The organism is Microcystis sp. M090S1 (assembly GCF_020246295.1).
GTDB lineage: Bacteria > Cyanobacteriota > Cyanobacteriia > Cyanobacteriales > Microcystaceae > Microcystis > Microcystis aeruginosa.
In genome coordinates this window covers 1-19,200 of the sequence record NZ_JADBTF010000094.1, presented here as the reverse complement: position 1 = coordinate 19,200, position 19,200 = coordinate 1, and the positions used below count along the sequence as shown (strand labels likewise).

Below are 19,200 nucleotides of genomic sequence, written 5' to 3'. Positions count from 1 at the left end.
GCCCTGGCCAAGGAAAATGGTCGGTTATTTACACAGTTCTTCTATCCTCCCCTTAATATTTTAACAGCCGATCGTCCCTAATTTCTAAATCATTGACTACCCACGGTTTACAATAGTTAAGAACCAACGGCAAGCAAGAATTAACGATGCGGATTTCGATCAACTGGTTACGAGAATTAGTCAAAATTGTCCAATCTCCCCAAGAATTAGCCGAATTATTGACAATTGCGGGAATAGAAGTGGAAGAGATCGAGGATCGCCGAGAATGGGCAAAGGGTGTGGTTATTGGTAAAATTATCGATCGCCAACCCCATCCCAATGCAGATAAACTAAGTGTCTGTCAGGTGGATATCGGTCAGGAAAACCCTAGTACAATTGTCTGTGGTGCGCCCAATGCTAGGGCTGATATTCTAGTTCCCGTGGCTACTTTGGGAACTTATTTAGCCAAAATCAATTTAACGATTAAACCGGCTAAATTGCGCGGGGTAAAATCGGAAGGGATGATCTGTTCCCTCGCAGAATTAGGATTAACTAAGGATTCTGAAGGAATCCACATTTTTAGCCAGGAAAATCTCCCTTTAGGTACAGATGTTCGTCCCCTTTTAGGACTCGATGAGGTGATTTTAGATATTTCTCCCACCGCTAACCGCGCCGATGCTTTGAGTATGATCGGAGTCGCGCGAGAAGTAGCGGCTTTGACAGGAGGAGAATTAAGCCTACCAAAAGTCAAATTACGGGAATTTTCCCCTAAAAAAGATTTAACGCTGGAAATATCAGAAAATAAAGCCTGTCCTGCCTATATTGGTACGGTGATCGAGGGGGTAAAAATTGGCCCATCTCCGCTATGGTTGCAACAGCGTTTACAGGCAGCCGGACTGCGATCGATCAATAATGTGGTCGATATTACTAATTATGTACTTTTGGAGTGGGGACAACCCTTACACGCTTTCGATCGCGATCGTTTACAAAGTTTTGCCGGAGGGAAATCCGTTACTATTGGGGTCCGTTTTGCCGAGGAAGGGGAAAAATTTATTAGCCTTGATGGCCAGGAAAGAAGCTTAAAAGAGCTTAATTTGTTAATTACTGCCAATAATAAGCCGGTAGCTTTAGCGGGGGTGATGGGAGGTCAAGATACGGAAGTTAACGAGGAAACCGTTAATCTTGTGCTAGAGTCGGCTTTATTCGATCCGATCGCCATCCGTCGTTCCTCAAAAGCGCAGGGTTTACGCAGCGAATCTTCCGGACGCTATGAACGCGGTGTTAATCCCGCCGCTTTGGAATATGCTTGTCAAAGGGCGATCGATTTGATTCTAGAGTTAGCTGGGGGAACTGTCAGCAGTCAGGTTAAAGCTGATTATCGCGCCGATCAGTCCAGTCGTTCGATCGAATTGCGTTTAGAACGTTTACAGCAGCTACTGGGTCAAGTTACCCTAGATAATGGTGCGATCGGTGAAATTCTCGCCGAAGATGTGGAACGGATTTTAGGCAATTTAGGCTGTGAATTGCAGTTAACCTCGAAAAATCCTGTTCTGTGGACTGTGACAGTGCCAGACTACCGTTATCGGGATTTAGAACGAGAAATTGACTTAATTGAAGAAGTGGCGCGACTGTACGGATATGATCGCTTTGTCGATACTTTGCCGGCAAAAACCGCAGCCGGAGGATTATCCTTTGAGGAAACTATACAGCGTCGGGTGCGGGAAGCTTTTCGAGCAGTGGGTTTGACGGAATTAGTCCAGTATTCCCTAGTTAAACCGGAATTAGCGGAAGTTGTCCTCGCTAATCCCCTTTTTGTCGAGTATTCTGCTTTGCGGACTAATCTCCTAGACGGTTTAATCGAAGCGTTTGAGTATAATCAGTCTCAGGGTAACGGGGCCTTAAATGGCTTCGAGATCGGGCGAGTTTTCCGCTTAGAATCGGATAATATCAACGAATACGATGCAATTGCCGGTATTTTTGGCGGTGATTTCTTCCCGGCCGGACGTTGGCTGCGATCGGGTAAAGAGGTGGCCATGACTTGGTATGAAGCAAAAGGCATTTTAGAAGCAGTATTCGATCGCCTTTCGCTGACAGTAAGCTACGAAAAATATGCCGAAGATGCGCGTTTTCATCCCGGACGAACAGCATCTTTATGGATTGGCAAACAACGCCTAGGTATATTCGGTCAACTACACCCGCAATTGCGTCAGCAAAAGGGATTAATTGAGGCAGTTTATGCCTTTGAAATCCAGTTCCCGATCCTGTTAGCAACTCTTAGCGATAGTGCCAAAATTACCCCACGTTTACAGGTCTATTCTACCTATCCGGGGGCGGCACGAGATATCGCCTTCTTTGTTTCCACAGATATACCCGTAGATAGATTGACAAAAACTATCAAAAATGCTGGGGGAACTCTTTTAGAAAAAGTCGAATTATTCGATCGCTATCAGGGGCAGAATGTGCCAGAAAATCATTGTAGTTTGGCCTTTAGTTTAGTCTATCGTGCCGGCGATCGAACTTTAACCGATGAAGATGTGGAACCCTTAATGACAAAAGTGCGAGAAGCTTTAGTTAAACAGTTCCAAGTTTCTTTAAGAAGTTAAATTTAGCGATCAATTATCAGTTATCAGACATCGACCTTATGTTATCTCAAGAATAATCTCACACGTCGCTATCAATATCGCTGATTGCATCCAATCGTTACCAATCAGTTTGAGAGTTGCTCAAAGTAGGTTAGCTGTTCATATTTCGTCGCTCCGCCACCTTTGAATTGTTAGATAGTAGTGAGGCGATTGCCATATTTTAGTACATCAGATATGATATAAATACATCATGGCTGATCAAAGCAAACCTTTAGCTTGGCTGCATGGTGAGATCAAGACCCCACCTTTCAGTTTAGAAGCACGGATCGAAGCAGGTGTCTTACTCAGGCAACTACAGGAAGGCGAACCTCTTGGTTTGCCACATTCGTGTCCTCTGCCAAGTGTAGGCTATCATTGTCATGAGCTACGCATTAGAGACATCGATAAAAATTGGAGGATTATTTATCGAATTGATGAAGATGCAATCTTGATTATTGAGGTGTTTAATAAGACAACAAGAGCAACACCCAAAAGTGTAATTGAGGTTTGTAAGAAACGCTTGAGTAAATACGATACTGATCAGCAGGAATAAGAGGATGGAAGAGACTAAAAAAGGGCTTTTGGCATCAAAAGGCTGGAAAATCGGAACCGTTTCCGACTTTTTAGAGTTAACGCCCGAAGAGATTATCCTTGTTGAAATCAAACTAGCTCTTAGCAAAAGTTTGAAAAGTCAGCGGCAGAAGATAATGACTCAAAGTGAACTGGCCAATAAAATCGGCTCTAGTCAACCTCGGATTGCCAAAGCTGAAAATGGCGATCCGTCAGTTTCACTGGAATTGCTTATCCCATCGCTGTTGGCAACAGGTGCCACTCCTCAAGACATCGGACAAATCATTGCCAGTGTCAAAGGCGTTGCTGAATCAAGACCTGAATGCTAATTTTGTGCATTCTATCCACTAATGTTAGTTATTGTCGTTGATGCGATAAATCCCTGAATTTCCCCAGCATCAATACGCTCAAATAATCTTGCTGCGTTTTCCACAAATAGCTCTCGTTCTTGTAGAAAATCAAGAATGACATTGGTATCAATCAGAACTCGCATTACGGAATACTTCTCGATCAGATAGGTTAAATAATCGGTTGGGGCGTTAGTTTCCCCTGTAGCTGCCGAAATCTCAGAAACACCTCGCAAGCGCAACAGGTTTCCCCGCTTGGATTTGAGGTTTGCTTCCCGTTTCAGAGAGTCTAGGAGAACTTGTACCAACTGCCAACGATCGCCAGTAGGCAATTGCAATGCCTGATTTTAGATTTCTTGTAACGTCATCAGCCCTTTCCTATCAATTCTTGATCTATTGTAAATCGCTGCTGCCGTTATGCCTGAAAGCACTGCTGGCTCAAGATGTCATACCATCTAACCTCGATCGCCAAGAGATAAGATTTTGGCTGCGCCTCAACCTAGAGATGAGCGGTATAACGGCATAACGCAGCGGCGGCAGATAACCTGTAACTTAGCACCAGCAGCTTTCGTCCGTCTGCTGCCGTGAAGTGTTAGACGCTGGCAAAGACATGAATTAGAACTTTTCTTGAGAATTGTTGTATTACCTCACTTTCATTTCTAGGGTTTGAAGACATCCAGATGGTAGGACAAGCTTCCAGCAGCTTTAGCAGACGAAATACATCTATAGAGACTAAAGTCACAGCGAGTATTAAAAATCCTATTTTTATTAGATTTGATTGAATCAAGAATAGGATGATTAAACTGCTGTCTTATGCGAACTGGAAAGCCATTGCTTTTTAGGAAATATAGTATCCAAGAAATCAAGTAACGGTTATCTTCCCAGTTTTTTATCAATTCTCGCAATAACAACTTTAGATGCTTCTCAACTAAATCTCTGATAGCTTGGTTGTTCGACTGAGCCATCATAGCTTCTATAACCCCTAAAATCTTAGGGAAGGTTTTTACTCTACGTTCTGCAAGCAGAAGCAGTAAGCTAACAGACTTATTCAAGCTAACAGCATCTACCGGGATAAGCGGTCTATACTGCTTATCCATTATGTCTGCAATAAAACGATCTATAACTCCCGTTCCAGGATTCTCCTTGTCAATCCGAAGAACACCTAAATAAAGCTCTTTAAATTCTTTATAAGAGAGCTTTATTCCCTTATTTGGGCGAATTTGGTAATACTTTGAAGCCCATTCACGAAACATTCCTTCAGGCAATTCCCGTATATCAGTTTTATCTTCATTTGGAAGGAGATTATATTCCTTCAAATTTTTCTGCAAGCATTTTATGATATCCTGGCAATCATTCCTTCCCTTACACAAAAACAAGTAATCGTCCTTGAATCGAACAGCAAGAGCCTCTAATTTCCTGACTTTTTGAGAAACCTCTAAGTCAATGGCAGAGAGGATAACCTCACTAATTAGATCGGAAACAGCCGGACCTATCGGTAAACCATTGGTGCAACCATCATTAGCATTTTGAAATAATTTGTCCAATCTGTTTCCCAGAAAACTGGAGTCAGAACGATTACTCCCTGTTCTAATGACTGATTTTGTATGGAATGCCCAAGCAATGCTATGTGTATAAACAGAAGGATAAAAGTTTTTGATGTCAGTGCGAATCAAATATTTATATCTGTAAGCTTCTTCAACCAAATCATTCTCCGCCATCTCTATATATTCATATATCATTCTTCCAGAGCGCAGTTTCCCTAAAGCTCCTAGATGAGAAGCATCAACTGGAATTGGAAAACTGTACGAATAGATACATTTGTCTGGATGAAAAAGGATATCCAGAACTGTATTCCAGTTTTCAGCAAATTCAAGAGCGATATCGTTATGAATTTCAGGATCAATGATACTGAAAGTTCTATCTGTGAAATGTGATTTTGGGAAATGTAGTTCACATAACTGAGAAATCTTAGGCTGATATTTCCCTGTGGTTGGAAAATATCTCTTGCCATAAATTGGATGTCTCTGCACATGGAAACATGGAGGCAGCACGTAGGCTTCAGGGAAATATCCAACTGTTACAAGCCACTTATAAACATCTCTAGGCTGAAGAGAACGAGCTAGGCGCTCAGTTTTTTGGCTATGTCTTGCGGGTTTACTTACCACTTGTCTCTACCAAAGTATTCATCCCAGAATTTCCACCAACCATCTCTAGGTACTACCCCCACAGATAACTTAAAGCGTCTAACTGTTTATTATACTGACATTTTCCGTCTGGTCAACTCCTTTAGGACAAAAAGCCGAAACTTTCGGGATAATTACCCTATAGAGGGTGATAGCAAGAAACTTTCCGTATATTTTCCGATATATAGCCAGAATATTTCTGGATAACATACCAAATAGTCTTATTATCCCGAAACATTCTGAATATGCTCTTGTAGTCGCCTATAATGGGTTAGTTTGAGAAAAAAACGATGAGTAGTGCTGATTTACGTCAATATGCCCCGGCAACAGAGCGCAATCGTCAACCGATTTTAGTACGATCGCCGATCTTGTCGGTTGGGTTGAGGCACGAAACCCAACATGATCAACTATTAATTTATTTGGTTGGTGTTGGGTTGCACTTTGTTTAACTACATTTTGGCAATAAAGAGGCGAACGCTTTTATTTTAATAATCTTTCCTATTTTTCATGACTTCCTATCCACCCCCAAATATAATCTTCACCATCTTTAAAAGCTAAAGCTCTATAATTAATACCAAATCTTGCCGATCAAAATTCTCCAATTTTTTTAAAAGACAAAGAAGGATGGTTTAAGTCACTTTTTAAAAACTCAAAATTCTTTCTTGCTAAAATTTGATTTGTTTTTCCCATTGTTGATCGTCTAACTTATTGATCCAATTTATTAAATACAAAAATTCATCAAAAGTAAGGCTTTCAATTTCCGCTTGAGTTAATTGTAAATTTGTCATCCTAGTATCTTGCCACAACAATAGTTCAAATTTGAGTTTTATATTATCATTTTTTATGTAAAAATGGGGATTTGTGATCGCATTTGGCAGAATATTAGAAGTGCGATCGCTTTTTTTATCGGGTGCATTAACAGAGTATAATGCGCCTTATTTCTTGTTATTGATGGATTCCCACCATAACTTTAAATCACTTTCATTAATCTTTTTTTGAAGATATTCAATCTGATCTGAATAGCTGAGATTTTTCATGTCTTCAGCCATTTTTTCTTGACTGGTTTGTTTAAAAGCTAAACAGTCAAAACTTTTTTTAATTGTCGTTGGCTTGATCAATTGTTACCTCTAAAGGAGAAATAATAGTCAAAATTCCGTAGCCATTAAGTAAATTAATTTGATTATAGCCTTTCATTTTATCTAGGCGCACAATATGTTTAAAATTCCATGATATGATTGCATCCGCTACATGAGTAGCATCATTAATAGACTTTGATGTAACAACTCCTTCATTGATATAAGCATCCCTTAACTGTAAAACTTCAGCTGTTATCTTAACTACTTCAATAACTCTCTGCGGAATCGATAATAAAATATCTTTAACCGCTTGGGAGGCATTAATTAATTCGCTAACAATGATATCACTCATTAACAAAATAAACTTTTCTTGCTTAATGGCTTCCATCAATTGATTGGACTCTAAGGAAAATTCATCATCTAAACAGCCTCCAATGACTGATGTATCGATATAAACTCTAAGTTTTTTCATAACGATTTTAGCTCGTCAATTTAATATTTTCTCAATTAAAGATGGTTTGTTGCCTTGTAGTTGTTTAGCAAAAGTTTCTCCTGCTTCAAGTTGTCGTCTAATTTCTTCTCGATTGTCATGGTAATAGACCAAGGCTGCATAAACATCTACTAGGGTGATAGTAGGATGATGATAAATAATTTCATCTGGTGACATTCCCATTCTTTCATGCCAAATTACAATATCTTGAACTTTAATTCGATGTCCAGCAATACGAGGTTTTCCGCCACAGATACCAGGAGTGATTTCAATATGTTGTGAGATAACTAAAGATGACATAATTACTTGGCAATAATATTAATAAATTGTTATTATAGCGGTGTGCAGTCGTATGAGGTACAGTGTCACGAGCTATAAACCATGCTAGGCAAAGCTTGGTCTGTATCTCACTCAAGCGCTTACCGCTATATCATACCATTTTTTCCCCAGTAAGGCCACATCAGTGCGATCGCCGCTCTTTTAGAGTGGATTAAGGTAGTGTAATGCAGCTTATTGATAATAGAATTTTTGAAACCTAAAAGTCGAGGGCTTTGGTTTTAAGATTTATCAAGCTTAAAGTACAGTTAACATTAAGCTATAATAATCATTAGTCAACAACAATTATTACTATGTCTTTTGCAGCTAAATATCGAGATCGGATTGTGATTAACCCAGACATTCGCAGTGGCAAACCTTGCATTGTCAATACTCGTATTGCAGTAGCAGATATTTTTGATTATCTAGGAGGAGGGATGACTATTGAAGAAATATTAGATGATTTCCCCGATCTTACCTTAGAAGATATACAAGCCTGTTTTGCATTTGCCGCCGAGCGGGATCGTCGTTTAATGGTTATTCCCGATGAAACTGCTATTTGACGAAAACTTATCACCTAAACTACCTCTGTTACTGGTATCACATTTTCCCGATAGCGCTCATGTTAGATATTGTAGCCTAAAAGGGTTTCCCGATCAAAGGATTTGGCAATATGCGCGTATCAATGGATTTATAATTGTCTCGAAAGATTCTGATTTTTATCAACGGAGTTTGTTGTATGGCCAACCTCCAAAGTTCATCTGGCTGAGGATTGGAAATTGTACCACTTATCATCTAATCAGTCTTATTTTAAAACATAAACAAGCTATTAAGGAATTTAGCGATAACTCTACCGAGTCCGTTTTAGTAATTGCATAATCATATATTATCCTCAGCGATCGCTTTTCTGATCGGGTGCATTAACAAAGTATAATGCACTTTATTTATTGTCTATTGATAAAATGATCCAAAGACGTTAATTTAAAAGATTGAGGTAAGGCAGTTTGTTGGGTTGGTTTTGTGTTAAAATTAAGCCGGAGTAAATTCTAATCCCCGATTAAAATTTCAACGGAACAATCACCATGAACTTTTATACCGTTATTTTGAGAAAAAGTGCAGATTATTGGGTTTCATTATGTCTTGAAAATGGATTAGTTGGACAAGGAGAAACTCAGGAAAAAGCTATGGAGAAACTAAAAGAAGCGATTGAATCTTTTTGGGAGATTTATCGTGATCAAGCCAATATCTATACCAGTCCTATTCCTATAGACGAACTTCATGAATTTTTAACTGTGGGAGATTCTGAAACTCCCGAAACTTACGAACTCAGAAAAGTTTATGCCTAAAAATATTCCTTCTCTTAAACCCAAAGCACTAATCAGAATTCTTGAAAAAGGAGGCTGTCAATTTTATCGAGAAGGAAAAGGTGATCATCGTTTATATTGTAGAGTATTGTATAATCAACGTCGAATCGTTCCTATCGATATAGGTGCAAAAGAAATGTCCCCTGCTTATGTTTTACGAATTTTTAGACAATTTGATTTTACAGATGAAGAAATAGAACATTTATTAAAATAGATGATTGAATGCGTTTTTTTCAAACGAATAAATTATCTATTCTAGTACGCTTTATCTTAATTTTATTTCCAAAAGCTAAAATAAAGTGATAGCTACCTTTTTAAGGTACATTAACGCGATAGTAAAACCCTCGATTGCTTGTTATAAATTGATTTAATGATTAATTTTCACCCAGTCATCGCCGATAAATTAGCCTCCCTTAAAAACAGGTAAAGTGACTATCACCATTTTGCGTAATTTTTCACTCTGGTAATGAACTTTTGATTATGAAATGATCCAAAGACGTTAATTTAAAAGATTGAGGTCAGGGGAGTTTGTTGGGTTGGTCTTGTGTTAAAATTGGGTTAGAGCTAGTCTGAATCATTTATCCTGTATCATTTAACGGTGGAGAAAACTATGCTAAAAACCTTTAAAGCAATTTTGAAAAATAATACCCTTCAATGGCTTGATGAAACCCCTGAAATCAACTCCGAATATCCTGTTAATGTTTATATTACCTTATTAGAAGAAAATATTATTGGTAAAAATCGATCTAACGGTCAAAAAATGGCCAATGCTTTGAAAAAAATTGCTAATAATAATACTTTTACTGATGTTGATACCCAACAGTGGCAACAACAAAATCGGTGTGATCGCTCTCTTCCTTATCGGGATTAAATCATGTTATTGGATAGCAATATTATTATCTATGCCGCTCAATTAGAAAATGAGTTTCTCCGGGAGTTTATTGCAGAAAATTCTCCTTATGTCTCTGCTTTATCCTATCTGGAAGTTTTAGGCTACCATCGGTTAAATCATCAGGATAAAGTCTATTTTGAAGAATTTTTTAATGCTTCTCAAATCTTACCCATCTCTCAACCTGTAATTAACCAAGCAGTAACTTTAAAACAAATCAGAAAGATGTCCTTAGGAGATGTCATTATTGCGGGAACAGCTTTCGTTTATAATTTAACAATTGTAACTCGCAATATTGATGATTTTAATTGGCTTAGTAAATTAAATCTATTTAGGTGGAATAGGAAGATGAAATTTATCGGTAAACTAATAAATTATCATCACCTAAACCACTTTCTAGCCTAATTAATAAGGCCATTTCCAGTTAGTAATCTCGTCCTTATCGATACCATTGGTAAAAGCATAATCGAGATTATCGATAATAGCATTTTTCATTCGTTCTTTCACATGACCGGCAGCAGAACCTAATTTCGGCACGCGATCAATGACATCGATTACTAAATGAAAACGATCAACTTGGTTACGAATCGCTAATTCTAGGGGAGTATTAATATTCCCTTCTTCTTTGTAACCGCGCACATGAATACGTTCTTGATTACTGCGACGGTAGGTAAGTTTATGAATCAGCCAAGGATAACCGTGGAAATTAAAGATAATTGGCTTATCAGTGGTAAATAAACTATCAAAATCCCGTTCCGATAAACCGTGGGGGTGTTCACTTTCCGACTGTAATTTAAACAGATCAACCACGTTGATAAAGCGAACTTTTAAGTAAGGGAATTCTTCCCGCAGAATTGCCGTTGCTGCCAGGGATTCTTTAGTGATAATATCCCCACAGCAAGCCATAATTACATCCGGTTCATCGGGATTTACTCCGTCATCATCGTTACTTGCCCAATCCCAAATACCGATACCTTTGGTGCAGTGTTTAATTGCTTCTTCAATGGTCAAGTATTGCAGGTGTTTCTGTTTATCAGCAACGATAATATTAGTGTAATCCTTGCTCTTGAGACAGTGATTAGCCACACTTAATAAACAGTTACCATCGGGGGGAAGATAAACCCGCACCACGTCGGCACTTTTATTGGTTACTAAATCGATAAAACCGGGGTCTTGGTGACTAAAACCATTGTGATCCTGCCGCCAAACCACCGAGGATAACAACAGATTCCAAGAGGAAACAGAAGCGCGCCAAGGTACATGATTTTTGCAGATATCGAGCCATTTAGCGTGTTGGTTGAACATGGAATCGATAACGTGAGCAAAAGCCTCGTAGGAGTGAAATAAACCGTGACGACCGGATAATAAATAACCCTCTAACCAACCGACTAAAGTATGTTCACTCAGCATCTCCATCACCCGACCATCGGGAGATAATTGGCTACCATCTAAATCCTCCGGATAGGTATCGGCTAACCAAGTTTTTTTAGTCACTTCATAGAGAGCAGCTAAACGATTAGAAGCGGTTTCATCGGGACCAAAAACGCGAAAATTAGTCATATTATTTCGCATTACATCCCGCAAAAATACCCCCATCACTCCCGTGTTTTCCGCTTCCACTTGGCCAGGGTGGGTGACATCTACGGCATATTGACGAAAATCGGGCATTTTTAGGTCTTTACGCAGCAATCCGCCGTTAGCGTGCGGGTTAGCACTCATGCGACGATGACCAATAGGAGCGAGTTCTTTAAATTCTGGCTTAAATTTACCCGTGGTATAGTCAAATAATTCCTCCGGGTTATAGCTTTTCATCCACTCCTCTAATTTTCTCAAGTGTTCGGGGTTTTCCTGCATGGCACCCATGGGTACTTGGTGAGCGCGCCAGAATCCTTCTACTTTATGACCATCAACGTTTTTCGGACCTGTCCAACCCTTGGGAGACCGGAGGATAATCATCGGCCAGGGGTAACGTTTAGCAATACCCGTGCTGCGAGCTTCCTGTTGATAGGAGCGAATCTGATTGATACAGTGTTCTAGGGTAGCGGCCATTTTTTGATGGCAGTGCATGAGGTCTTCATCTTCCTTACATTCGACGATGTAGGGAGTGTAACCGTAACCGACAAAGAGACTTTCTAACTCGTGCGTCGAAATACGGGAGAGAATGGTGGGATTAGCGATTTTATAACCGTTTAAGTTTAAAATTGGCAGTACCGCACCATCGCGAATCGGGTTAAGGAATTTATTCGAGTGCCATGCGGTAGCAAGGGGACCGGTTTCTGCTTCCCCATCACCCACCACCACGGCCGTAATTAGGTCGGGATTGTCAAAAACAGAACCGTAGGCATGGGAAACACTATAACCCAGTTCGCCGCCCTCATGGATAGAACCGGGGGTTTCGGGGGTGACGTGACTGCCGATGTGACCGGGAAAAGAAAATTGTTTAAAGAATTTTTGTAATCCTTCCTCGTCTTCACTTTTATCGGGGTAAATTTCCGAATAGGTTCCTTCTAGATAAACCGGACCGAGTACCCCCGGCGCCCCATGGCCAGGACCGGCCATAAAAATCATATCGAGGTCGTATTTTTTGATTAAACGGTTGAGGTGAACGTAGGTAAAACTTAAGGCCGGACTCGCTCCCCAGTGACCGAGCAAACGATACTTAACGTGTTCGGGTTTAAGATGTTCTTTGAGCAGGGGATTATCGCGCAGATAAATCATACCTACAGCTAAATAGTTACAAGCGCGCCAATAGGCATGGGTTTTATAGAGTTCGTCTTGAGAAAGGGGATTTTGTTCTGTTAAGGGTCTTTCTGGTGTGAATACCATGAATATTTCTCCAATATCTATGAAGGATGAGATTAAGAGAGTTGATAGACAATTTCTCCAGATTATCGAGAGGGTTAACCCTCGGTCAGTTTTCAAACTGTAATCAAGAGTCTAACCTTTTGGGGCGCAAAAAACTATTAAAATAAGCTATATTTTGCCAATCTGACTTGGGGAATTTATGTCAGTCGGGCGGGGTTTTTAAATGGCTTTTAAAGGCATATTAATATGTTCTTAACTTATAGAGCAATAAATTCTCTGAGAACTTTTTTGTCGGGAAGAGCCTAATTAGGCCTTCTCGATGCCGGTGGTGAGGACTACTAGGATAGCAAATTTATTATTTTTTATCTTTAGACCTCCTGCAAAAGTAAGTTTTAGAGCCACTATCAGGTCAAAATATCTAAAAAAATCGGATAAATTTGACATAATCTTAGATTTTATGGATATTATAGTTATCTTTTGTCTCCTGTCTCGGAGTCTCCTGTCTCGGAGTCTCCTGTCTTCTCACCTAACGAAAGATTTTTGATTTTTGCAGGAGAGCTTTTGAAGCACTGAAACTTAAAATCTTTCTATACTTCATCTAGCGATCAACAAAAGCTGATTAGCATATATAGTGATTCTCTACAGGCCAATCAATTCTCAAATTATTTTTTCTTGATCGTGCCTAAGCTTATCGCAGCTGCAAAGGAGTTTTTTTCATGACAAAAGTAAGAGTCGCTATCAACGGATTCGGTCGTATCGGTCGCCTCGTTTTTAGGGCGGGTATCCAAAATCCTGATTTCGAGTTTGTTGGTATCAATGATCTCGTCCCCCCCGATAATATTGCCTATCTGCTCAAATACGACTCCACCCACGGACGTTTTCAGGGTACGGTAGAAGCGAAAGAAGATGGCATCGTCGTCGATGGTAAGTTTATCCCCTGTTACTCGATTAAAGACCCCGCCCAACTGCCCTGGGGTGCAACCGGGGCCGATTATGTGGTCGAGTCCACCGGTTTATTTACCACCGCGGAAGGGGCAGGAAAACACCTAGAAGCCGGGGCCAAACGGGTGGTTATTTCCGCACCCACCAAAGATCCCGACAAAGTTCGTACTATTGTACTGGGCGTTAACGATAATGAGTACGATCCCGCTAAGGATCTGATCGTCTCTAACGCTAGTTGTACCACCAATTGTTTAGCCCCGATCACCAAAGTTATTAACGATAACTTCGGACTAGCGGAAGGATTAATGACCACGGTACACTCGATGACCGCCACTCAACCCACCGTTGATGGTCCATCGAAAAAAGATTGGCGCGGTGGTCGCGGCGCCAGTCAAAATATTATCCCCTCCTCCACGGGGGCAGCCAAAGCAGTAACCCTAGTTATTCCTTCCCTAAAAGGCAAATTAACCGGTATGGCCTTCCGTGTGCCAACTCCCAACGTTTCGGCGGTGGATTTAACCTTTAAAACCGAAAAAGCCACCAGTTACGAGGAAATCTGCGCCGCTATGAAAGCCGCCAGCGAAGGACCGATGAAAGGTATCCTCGGTTATACCGATGAGGAAGTGGTATCGAGTGACTTTATCACCGACCCCCGTTCCAGTATCTTTGATGCTAAAGCCGGCATTCAACTTAATGCCAATTTCTTTAAGGTCGTCTCTTGGTACGATAACGAATGGGGTTACTCCTGCCGGATGTTAGACCTGATGAAAATGATGGCAGCTAAGGAAGCAACCTTAGTAACAGCTTAAATCAGTTATCAGTGATCAGTTTACTGATCACTGATCACTGATAACTGATAAGATGAATCCAAAATTTAAAGATATTACCGCTTGGGAACAGGCACAATTATTAATGCAACCGGCATTTATTCGGGTGCTGGATAATCTGCGTAAACAGTTAGAAAATTCCCTCTGGAAAGGAACTTATACAGAAATTCAAGATCCCTATCCCAGTTATCTGCTCTGTTTGACTTATCTCGATCGCTCCGTTACTGTAAATATTTGGGAACTTTGTTTTCAAGTCTGTTTTCTCGATTATCCCACCGATGAAGGAGAGAGCGTCACCATCGATACCAGTCTCCTCGATCCCACCGGTGAACTTGATTGGCAGAGTTTGGAAACGAAAACCGAGCGCATTATTAAGCAATTATTCGCTAATTTACCTCCATGAAAGCAGATTTAGAAACGATCAAGGCAGAGTATGCCGCTAATTTTCTGAAAAATTACAGTAATGATCCCCAAAGTTTAGCATCCCAAACAATTTTAATCGATCGCTCCGATTGGGGTTTATTAGAATTAAAAGGCCAGGACCGACTGCGTTTTCTCCACAATCAAACCAGTAACGCGATCGATCGCCTGAAACCGGGTCAGGGTTGTGAGACAATTTTCCTTAACTCTACCGGTCGTACTCTCGATTTTGTCACAGTTTACGCTGGCGATGACTCCCTCCTCATCCTCGTTTCTCCCCAACGTCGTCAATTTTTACTGGAATTGATTGATCGCTATATTTTCCCCTTCGATAAAGTGGAAATTAGCGACTTAACCGATAATTTTGGCATTTTCACCCTAATCGGTACTGAAAGCGGGCAATACCTGCAAAAAATCGCCATTCCAGAGCAGATTTTAACGGGGGTGCAGCATAGTCATTATCTCCTTTCCGAACCCCCCCTGAGAGTGGCCGTCGGTACCGGCTTAGACCTACCCGGATATACTTTAATCGTTGCCGCCGCCGAAGCCGGTCCCCTCTGGGAAAATTTAATTAAAAATGGCGTTACTCCCGCCGATGAGCAGGTGTGGGAATACCTGAGAATCCATCAAGGCCGACCGGCAGTCGATCGAGAATTAACCGAAGATTATAACCCTTTAGAGGCCGGTTTATGGCGAGCGATCGTTTTTGATAAAGGTTGTTATATTGGTCAAGAAACTATCGCCCGTCTCAACACCTATAAAGGAGTAAAACAAAGACTTTGGGGCATAAAACTCAGCCAACCCGTCCCCAGCAATACCCCGATTATTTTAGAAGCGCAAAAAGTCGGTTTACTCACCAGTGTGCTGGAGGATTTTGGCTTGGGTTATGTGAAAACAAAAGCGGGAGGAGAGGGTTTGAAAGTACAAATCGGCGAGGCAACAGGAGAATTAATCCCTTTACCCTTCCTCTCTCACGAATACCCCTTTCAGTGAACAGTAAACAGTAATCAGTGAACAGAACGTAGGTTGGGTTGAAGTATGAAACCCAACGCCCGCCTGGGTTAGTGATAACTCACATCTGATATAGTCATTTCAGATAATTCTGATCCACTCTAGACCGATGAAAACCTTATGAACTCTGGCATTTATATTCTCAATCTTAATTGAAATGACTATAACTGATAACTGATAACTGATAACTGATAACTGATAACTGATAACTGATAACTGATAACTAATAACTGATAACTGATAACTGAAAAACCCCCTAACCCCAGCGACTAGCGATAGGCATTCGCCAACCAGTGCCAAAAGCGCGATCGCTAATTTTTAGACCAGGAGGGGCTTGTTTGCGCTTAAATTCGGCATTTTTAACTAATTTAATCACTTTTTGCACAATTTCTGCCTCAAAGCCGGCGGCGATAATTTGTTCGGCGGATTGATGGCGATCGATTAATAGTGCTAAAATAGCATCTAAAATCTCGTAGGGAGGTAAAGAATCTTGATCCTTCTGATTGGGTTTTAATTCAGCACTAGGAGCTTTATTAATCACATTAAGGGGAATAATTTCCCCGTGCCGATTTAACCAGCGACAGAGGGAATAAACCCTGGTTTTCGGCACATCGGCAATCACTGCTAAACCACCATTCATATCACCGTAAAGGGTGCAATATCCGACGGACATTTCTGATTTATTGCCAGTGGATAATAGTAAATGACCGAATTTATTAGAGAGAGCCATCAATAAATTACCGCGAATGCGTGACTGAAGATTTTCTTCGGCAATACCAAAATCAGTCCCAGCGAAAAGACCATCTAAAAGTTGATCATAAGCGGTCATAATTTCTTGAATTGCTAACTTCTCACTTTTGATACCTAAATTATTAACTAAAGCCACTGCATCGCTAATGGAATGGTCGGAACTATAGGGAGAAGGCATCATCACAGCGAGAACATTTTCTTTACCTAATGCGTCGCTGGCAATAGCGGCAACTAAACTGGAATCAATGCCACCACTCAAGCCGAAAATTACCCGTTTAAAACCGCATTTCTGCACATAATCTCGTACTCCTAAGACTAAAGCTCGATAAATTTCCTCATCTTCATTGACAGGTAAAGGATGAATAACTGCGGGTAACAAATCTTGATTAAACTCGATCAATTCTAGGCTAGAAGTAAATGCCTGAGCGCGATAAATCACTTCTCCTTGTCTGTTAAAAGCAACGCTGTCACCATCAAAAATTAAATCATCATTACCTCCCACTTGATTGACATAAACTATCGGTAAATTATATCTAGTGGCACTATGGGATAATAAAGATTCTCGCAATTTTTGCTTACCGACACTGTAGGGAGAAGCGGAAAGATTAACGATTAAATCCACTCCCAAATTAGCTAAATCGGCGATGGGATTAACTGCGTATTGACGCTGACCCCAAAATTGTTCATCATTCCAAACATCTTCACAGATAGTTACACCAATTTTTACATTATTTTCTGTTAGTTGAAAATATTGACTTTCTTTCCCAGAAGCAAAGTAACGATCCTCATCAAAAACATCGTAGGTAGGCAATAAACGTTTAGTAAAAATTTGTTTAATTTCTTGACTTTTTAGCAAAGCTATGCTATTAAATAGCGGCTTTTCTCCTCTGACCGTTGCCGAGGGATTTTTTTCGACAAAACCGACTAAGACGGCTAATTTTTCTGGTAATTGTTGGGACAATAATTGCAATTGTCGAGACATTTTCTCCACAAAACCCAGATTTAATAACAAGTCTCTGGGAGGATAACCACAGAGGGATAATTCCGGGGTTAAAAGTAATTCCGCTCCCTGATTAAATGCCGTTTGAGCAGCCTCTAAAATTCTTTGGGCATTTCCTTCGATATCTCCAACAATGGGATTTAATTGAGCGATAGCAATTCTCATATTTTTTCCTATTTAAACAAAAACTAACGGTTGCTCTTTAAAGGGAGCAAAAGCTTTTTCATCAAAGCGATATAAACTAGCAGGACGACCGGCACCACGAGAGACTTTTAAACCCATATCCTTGAGAAATCCTAATTTCAATAGCCGATTTCTGAAGTTAGAATAATCACTAAAATTTTTACCTAAAATTGTCTCATAAAATTGATAAAGATCATTTAAAGTAAATAATTCTGGTAAAACCTCAAAAGCGACGGGACTATATTCTACTTTATTGCGTAATCTTCGCCAGCCATATTCCAAAATTTGACCGTGATTAAAGGCTAAATCTGGCACTTTATCAATCATATACCAAGTGATATTATGATCCTGTTCAGTGATTAATTTTGCTTCTTCAAACCGCACTAAAGCGAAGTAACTCACCGATAGATAACGTACCGCAAAACTCGCGGCCGCTGCTGGGGTATCTCCCTCTGGACTGCCAAAAGTATATAACTGTTCCAGATAGAGATTATTGACGCTAATTTTCTCGGCTAAAATTCGATAGGCTGCCGTTTCCAGTGATTCCCCATTTCTCACTAAAGTCCCGGGTAAACTCCAGTAATTACTAAAGGGTTCTTCCCGTCTTTTAATCAGAAGCACTAGCAGCCGATTTAATTGGGTATCAACGGAAAAGATCACGTTATCAACTCCCACTTTAAAATCAGCTAGAGATTTATTAGCTAGGGTCTTTTGCGGTTTCATGCGTAAAGTTTTTGACCTTCGATATAATCTTTAATCGGTGCAGGAACAGCCTGTTTATCGCCTTTTTCTCGATAATCTGTTGAGGATACAGCCGGAGCAAAGACATCGGCAATCAGACAATCACCCCCTAATGTTTGCAGTTGTTCAATATCATCTTGGTTAATAGGATAGCCTGGACGAGGAATCACGAGAATTTTGACTTTTTCTAGTAATTCTTGGCTACGATACCAGTGCCTAATTTGTCCAGCTAAATCAGAACCGATGACTAGGGTATATTCCTCCTGTTCTCCCCAAATTGCTTGCGCTTTTTCCACACTAATTAAGCTACGTTGATCGCTTAATTCTCGTCGCAGTTGTATATTATCTCTTGGGGGTTGAATATCCCGGATGAGCAAATTTAACATCCTCAGACGATGTTCGAGACTGGTTTGATGATTTTTAAAGGGATTATCGGCGGCCCAAACTGCAACAATATCGTACTGTTCCGATAACCATTTTAGTATGGCTTGATGACCGGCAGTAGGAGGATCGGCACTGGTTCCAAAAAGGGCAATTTTAAGCATAGGATTCAATTGCTTGCTCACTGAGGGATTAGTTTAAGTCTGCTCAAGCTTGGCAAAGATTAAGTAGGTAGGTGTTAAAAGTTGTCAGATGCCCCCCTTATTAAGGGGGGATTAAGGGGGGATCCCCCCGCCTATCGGCACC

The 19,200-nt window shown here is 40.4% G+C and carries 21 protein-coding genes; 13 read left to right on the top strand and 8 right to left on the bottom strand.

Going from position 1 to position 19,200, the window contains the following annotated elements; translation table 11 throughout:
* The first annotated feature begins 146 nt into the window (after window positions 1–146).
* From pheT to IM477_RS04300, 3 genes are all read left to right on the top strand, one after another.
* On the top strand, window positions 147–2,582 hold the full coding sequence (gene pheT / locus IM477_RS04310; RefSeq protein ID WP_287730667.1) for a phenylalanine--tRNA ligase subunit beta: 2,436 nt from the start codon (window positions 147–149) through the stop codon (window positions 2,580–2,582).
* A 229-nt stretch (window positions 2,583–2,811) separates the two neighbouring features.
* Complete coding sequence (locus IM477_RS04305) at window positions 2,812–3,153, top strand: type II toxin-antitoxin system RelE/ParE family toxin (RefSeq protein WP_287730666.1); 342 nt, start codon at window positions 2,812–2,814, stop codon at window positions 3,151–3,153.
* A 4-nt stretch (window positions 3,154–3,157) separates the two neighbouring features.
* Window positions 3,158–3,499 carry a helix-turn-helix domain-containing protein gene (locus IM477_RS04300; protein ID WP_190723136.1) on the top strand — a complete coding sequence of 114 codons (342 nt, stop codon included), beginning with the start codon at window positions 3,158–3,160 and terminating at the stop codon, window positions 3,497–3,499.
* Window positions 3,500–3,510: 11 nt separating this feature from the next.
* Here the strand turns inward: IM477_RS04300 and IM477_RS04295 are convergent, their stop codons facing one another.
* The gene (locus IM477_RS04295; protein WP_287730665.1) at window positions 3,511–3,849 is read right to left on the bottom strand and encodes a type II toxin-antitoxin system VapC family toxin; all 339 of its coding nucleotides are present in this window, start codon (window positions 3,847–3,849) and stop codon (window positions 3,511–3,513) included.
* Window positions 3,850–3,854: 5 nt separating this feature from the next.
* Here IM477_RS04295 and IM477_RS04290 point away from each other — a divergent pair, with 5 nt between their 5' ends.
* Complete coding sequence (locus IM477_RS04290; protein WP_172970549.1) at window positions 3,855–4,043, top strand: hypothetical protein; 189 nt, start codon at window positions 3,855–3,857, stop codon at window positions 4,041–4,043.
* Between the two features lie 133 nt (window positions 4,044–4,176).
* Here IM477_RS04290 and IM477_RS04285 read toward each other — a convergent pair whose 3' ends face one another.
* From IM477_RS04285 to IM477_RS04275, 3 genes are all read right to left on the bottom strand, one after another.
* Complete coding sequence (locus IM477_RS04285; RefSeq protein WP_287730664.1) at window positions 4,177–5,682, bottom strand: RNA-directed DNA polymerase; 1,506 nt, start codon at window positions 5,680–5,682, stop codon at window positions 4,177–4,179.
* 1,113 nt (window positions 5,683–6,795) lie between these two features.
* Window positions 6,796–7,248 carry a PIN domain-containing protein gene (locus tag IM477_RS04280; RefSeq protein WP_287730663.1) on the bottom strand — a complete coding sequence of 151 codons (453 nt, stop codon included), beginning with the start codon at window positions 7,246–7,248 and terminating at the stop codon, window positions 6,796–6,798.
* 15 nt (window positions 7,249–7,263) lie between these two features.
* A complete protein-coding gene (locus IM477_RS04275) occupies window positions 7,264–7,566 on the bottom strand; it encodes a DUF433 domain-containing protein (protein WP_287730662.1) in 303 nt (100 codons plus the stop codon).
* 329 nt (window positions 7,567–7,895) lie between these two features.
* Here IM477_RS04275 and IM477_RS04270 point away from each other — a divergent pair, with 329 nt between their 5' ends.
* The 6 genes from IM477_RS04270 (at window position 7,896) to IM477_RS04245 (ending at window position 10,239) form a co-directional block, all read left to right on the top strand.
* Entirely contained in the window at window positions 7,896–8,144 is a 249-nt protein-coding gene (locus IM477_RS04270) for a DUF433 domain-containing protein (protein WP_125730463.1), read from the top strand.
* The gene (locus tag IM477_RS04265) at window positions 8,128–8,460 is read left to right on the top strand and encodes a DUF5615 family PIN-like protein (RefSeq protein WP_287730661.1); all 333 of its coding nucleotides are present in this window, start codon (window positions 8,128–8,130) and stop codon (window positions 8,458–8,460) included. The genes IM477_RS04270 and IM477_RS04265 overlap by 17 nt, the downstream gene beginning before the upstream one ends.
* A gap of 203 nt (window positions 8,461–8,663) precedes the next feature.
* Window positions 8,664–8,927: a type II toxin-antitoxin system HicB family antitoxin gene (locus IM477_RS04260; RefSeq protein ID WP_108937910.1), complete on the top strand. Its 264-nt coding sequence runs from the start codon at window positions 8,664–8,666 to the stop codon at window positions 8,925–8,927.
* Window positions 8,920–9,159, top strand: coding sequence for a type II toxin-antitoxin system HicA family toxin (locus tag IM477_RS04255; protein ID WP_287730660.1), 240 nt, complete (start codon window positions 8,920–8,922; stop codon window positions 9,157–9,159). The genes IM477_RS04260 and IM477_RS04255 overlap by 8 nt, the downstream gene beginning before the upstream one ends.
* Window positions 9,160–9,555: 396 nt before the next feature.
* Window positions 9,556–9,816: a hypothetical protein gene (locus tag IM477_RS04250; protein ID WP_287730659.1), complete on the top strand. Its 261-nt coding sequence runs from the start codon at window positions 9,556–9,558 to the stop codon at window positions 9,814–9,816.
* 3 nt (window positions 9,817–9,819) lie between these two features.
* Window positions 9,820–10,239 (top strand): type II toxin-antitoxin system VapC family toxin, encoded by a 420-nt coding sequence (locus IM477_RS04245; protein ID WP_287730658.1) that lies wholly within the window; start codon window positions 9,820–9,822, stop codon window positions 10,237–10,239.
* Here the strand turns inward: IM477_RS04245 and IM477_RS04240 are convergent, their stop codons facing one another.
* Window positions 10,240–12,660, bottom strand: coding sequence for a phosphoketolase family protein (locus IM477_RS04240; RefSeq protein WP_287730657.1), 2,421 nt, complete (start codon window positions 12,658–12,660; stop codon window positions 10,240–10,242). It lies immediately after the preceding gene.
* 695 nt (window positions 12,661–13,355) lie between these two features.
* Between IM477_RS04240 and gap the strand changes: the two genes are divergently transcribed.
* The 3 genes from gap to ygfZ are packed head-to-tail and all read left to right on the top strand — an operon-like array spanning window position 13,356 to window position 15,821.
* Complete coding sequence (gene gap / locus IM477_RS04235; RefSeq protein WP_287730656.1) at window positions 13,356–14,390, top strand: type I glyceraldehyde-3-phosphate dehydrogenase; 1,035 nt, start codon at window positions 13,356–13,358, stop codon at window positions 14,388–14,390.
* A gap of 52 nt (window positions 14,391–14,442) precedes the next feature.
* Window positions 14,443–14,811, top strand: coding sequence for a hypothetical protein (locus IM477_RS04230; protein ID WP_002802888.1), 369 nt, complete (start codon window positions 14,443–14,445; stop codon window positions 14,809–14,811).
* A complete protein-coding gene (gene ygfZ / locus IM477_RS04225; RefSeq protein WP_287730655.1) occupies window positions 14,808–15,821 on the top strand; it encodes a CAF17-like 4Fe-4S cluster assembly/insertion protein YgfZ in 1,014 nt (337 codons plus the stop codon). Before IM477_RS04230 ends, ygfZ begins: the two co-directional genes overlap by 4 nt.
* 274 nt (window positions 15,822–16,095) lie before the next feature.
* Here ygfZ and IM477_RS04220 read toward each other — a convergent pair whose 3' ends face one another.
* From IM477_RS04220 to IM477_RS04210, 3 genes are read right to left on the bottom strand one after another with little or no spacing between them, the layout of a single operon-like run.
* Window positions 16,096–17,754, bottom strand: coding sequence for an NAD+ synthase (locus tag IM477_RS04220; RefSeq protein WP_287730654.1), 1,659 nt, complete (start codon window positions 17,752–17,754; stop codon window positions 16,096–16,098).
* Between the two features lie 12 nt (window positions 17,755–17,766).
* Window positions 17,767–18,495: an NUDIX hydrolase gene (locus tag IM477_RS04215; RefSeq protein ID WP_190723147.1), complete on the bottom strand. Its 729-nt coding sequence runs from the start codon at window positions 18,493–18,495 to the stop codon at window positions 17,767–17,769.
* Window positions 18,492–19,058 carry a nicotinate-nucleotide adenylyltransferase gene (locus tag IM477_RS04210; protein WP_016514665.1) on the bottom strand — a complete coding sequence of 189 codons (567 nt, stop codon included), beginning with the start codon at window positions 19,056–19,058 and terminating at the stop codon, window positions 18,492–18,494. Before IM477_RS04210 ends, IM477_RS04215 begins: the two co-directional genes overlap by 4 nt.
* Window positions 19,059–19,200: the final 142 nt, after the last annotated feature.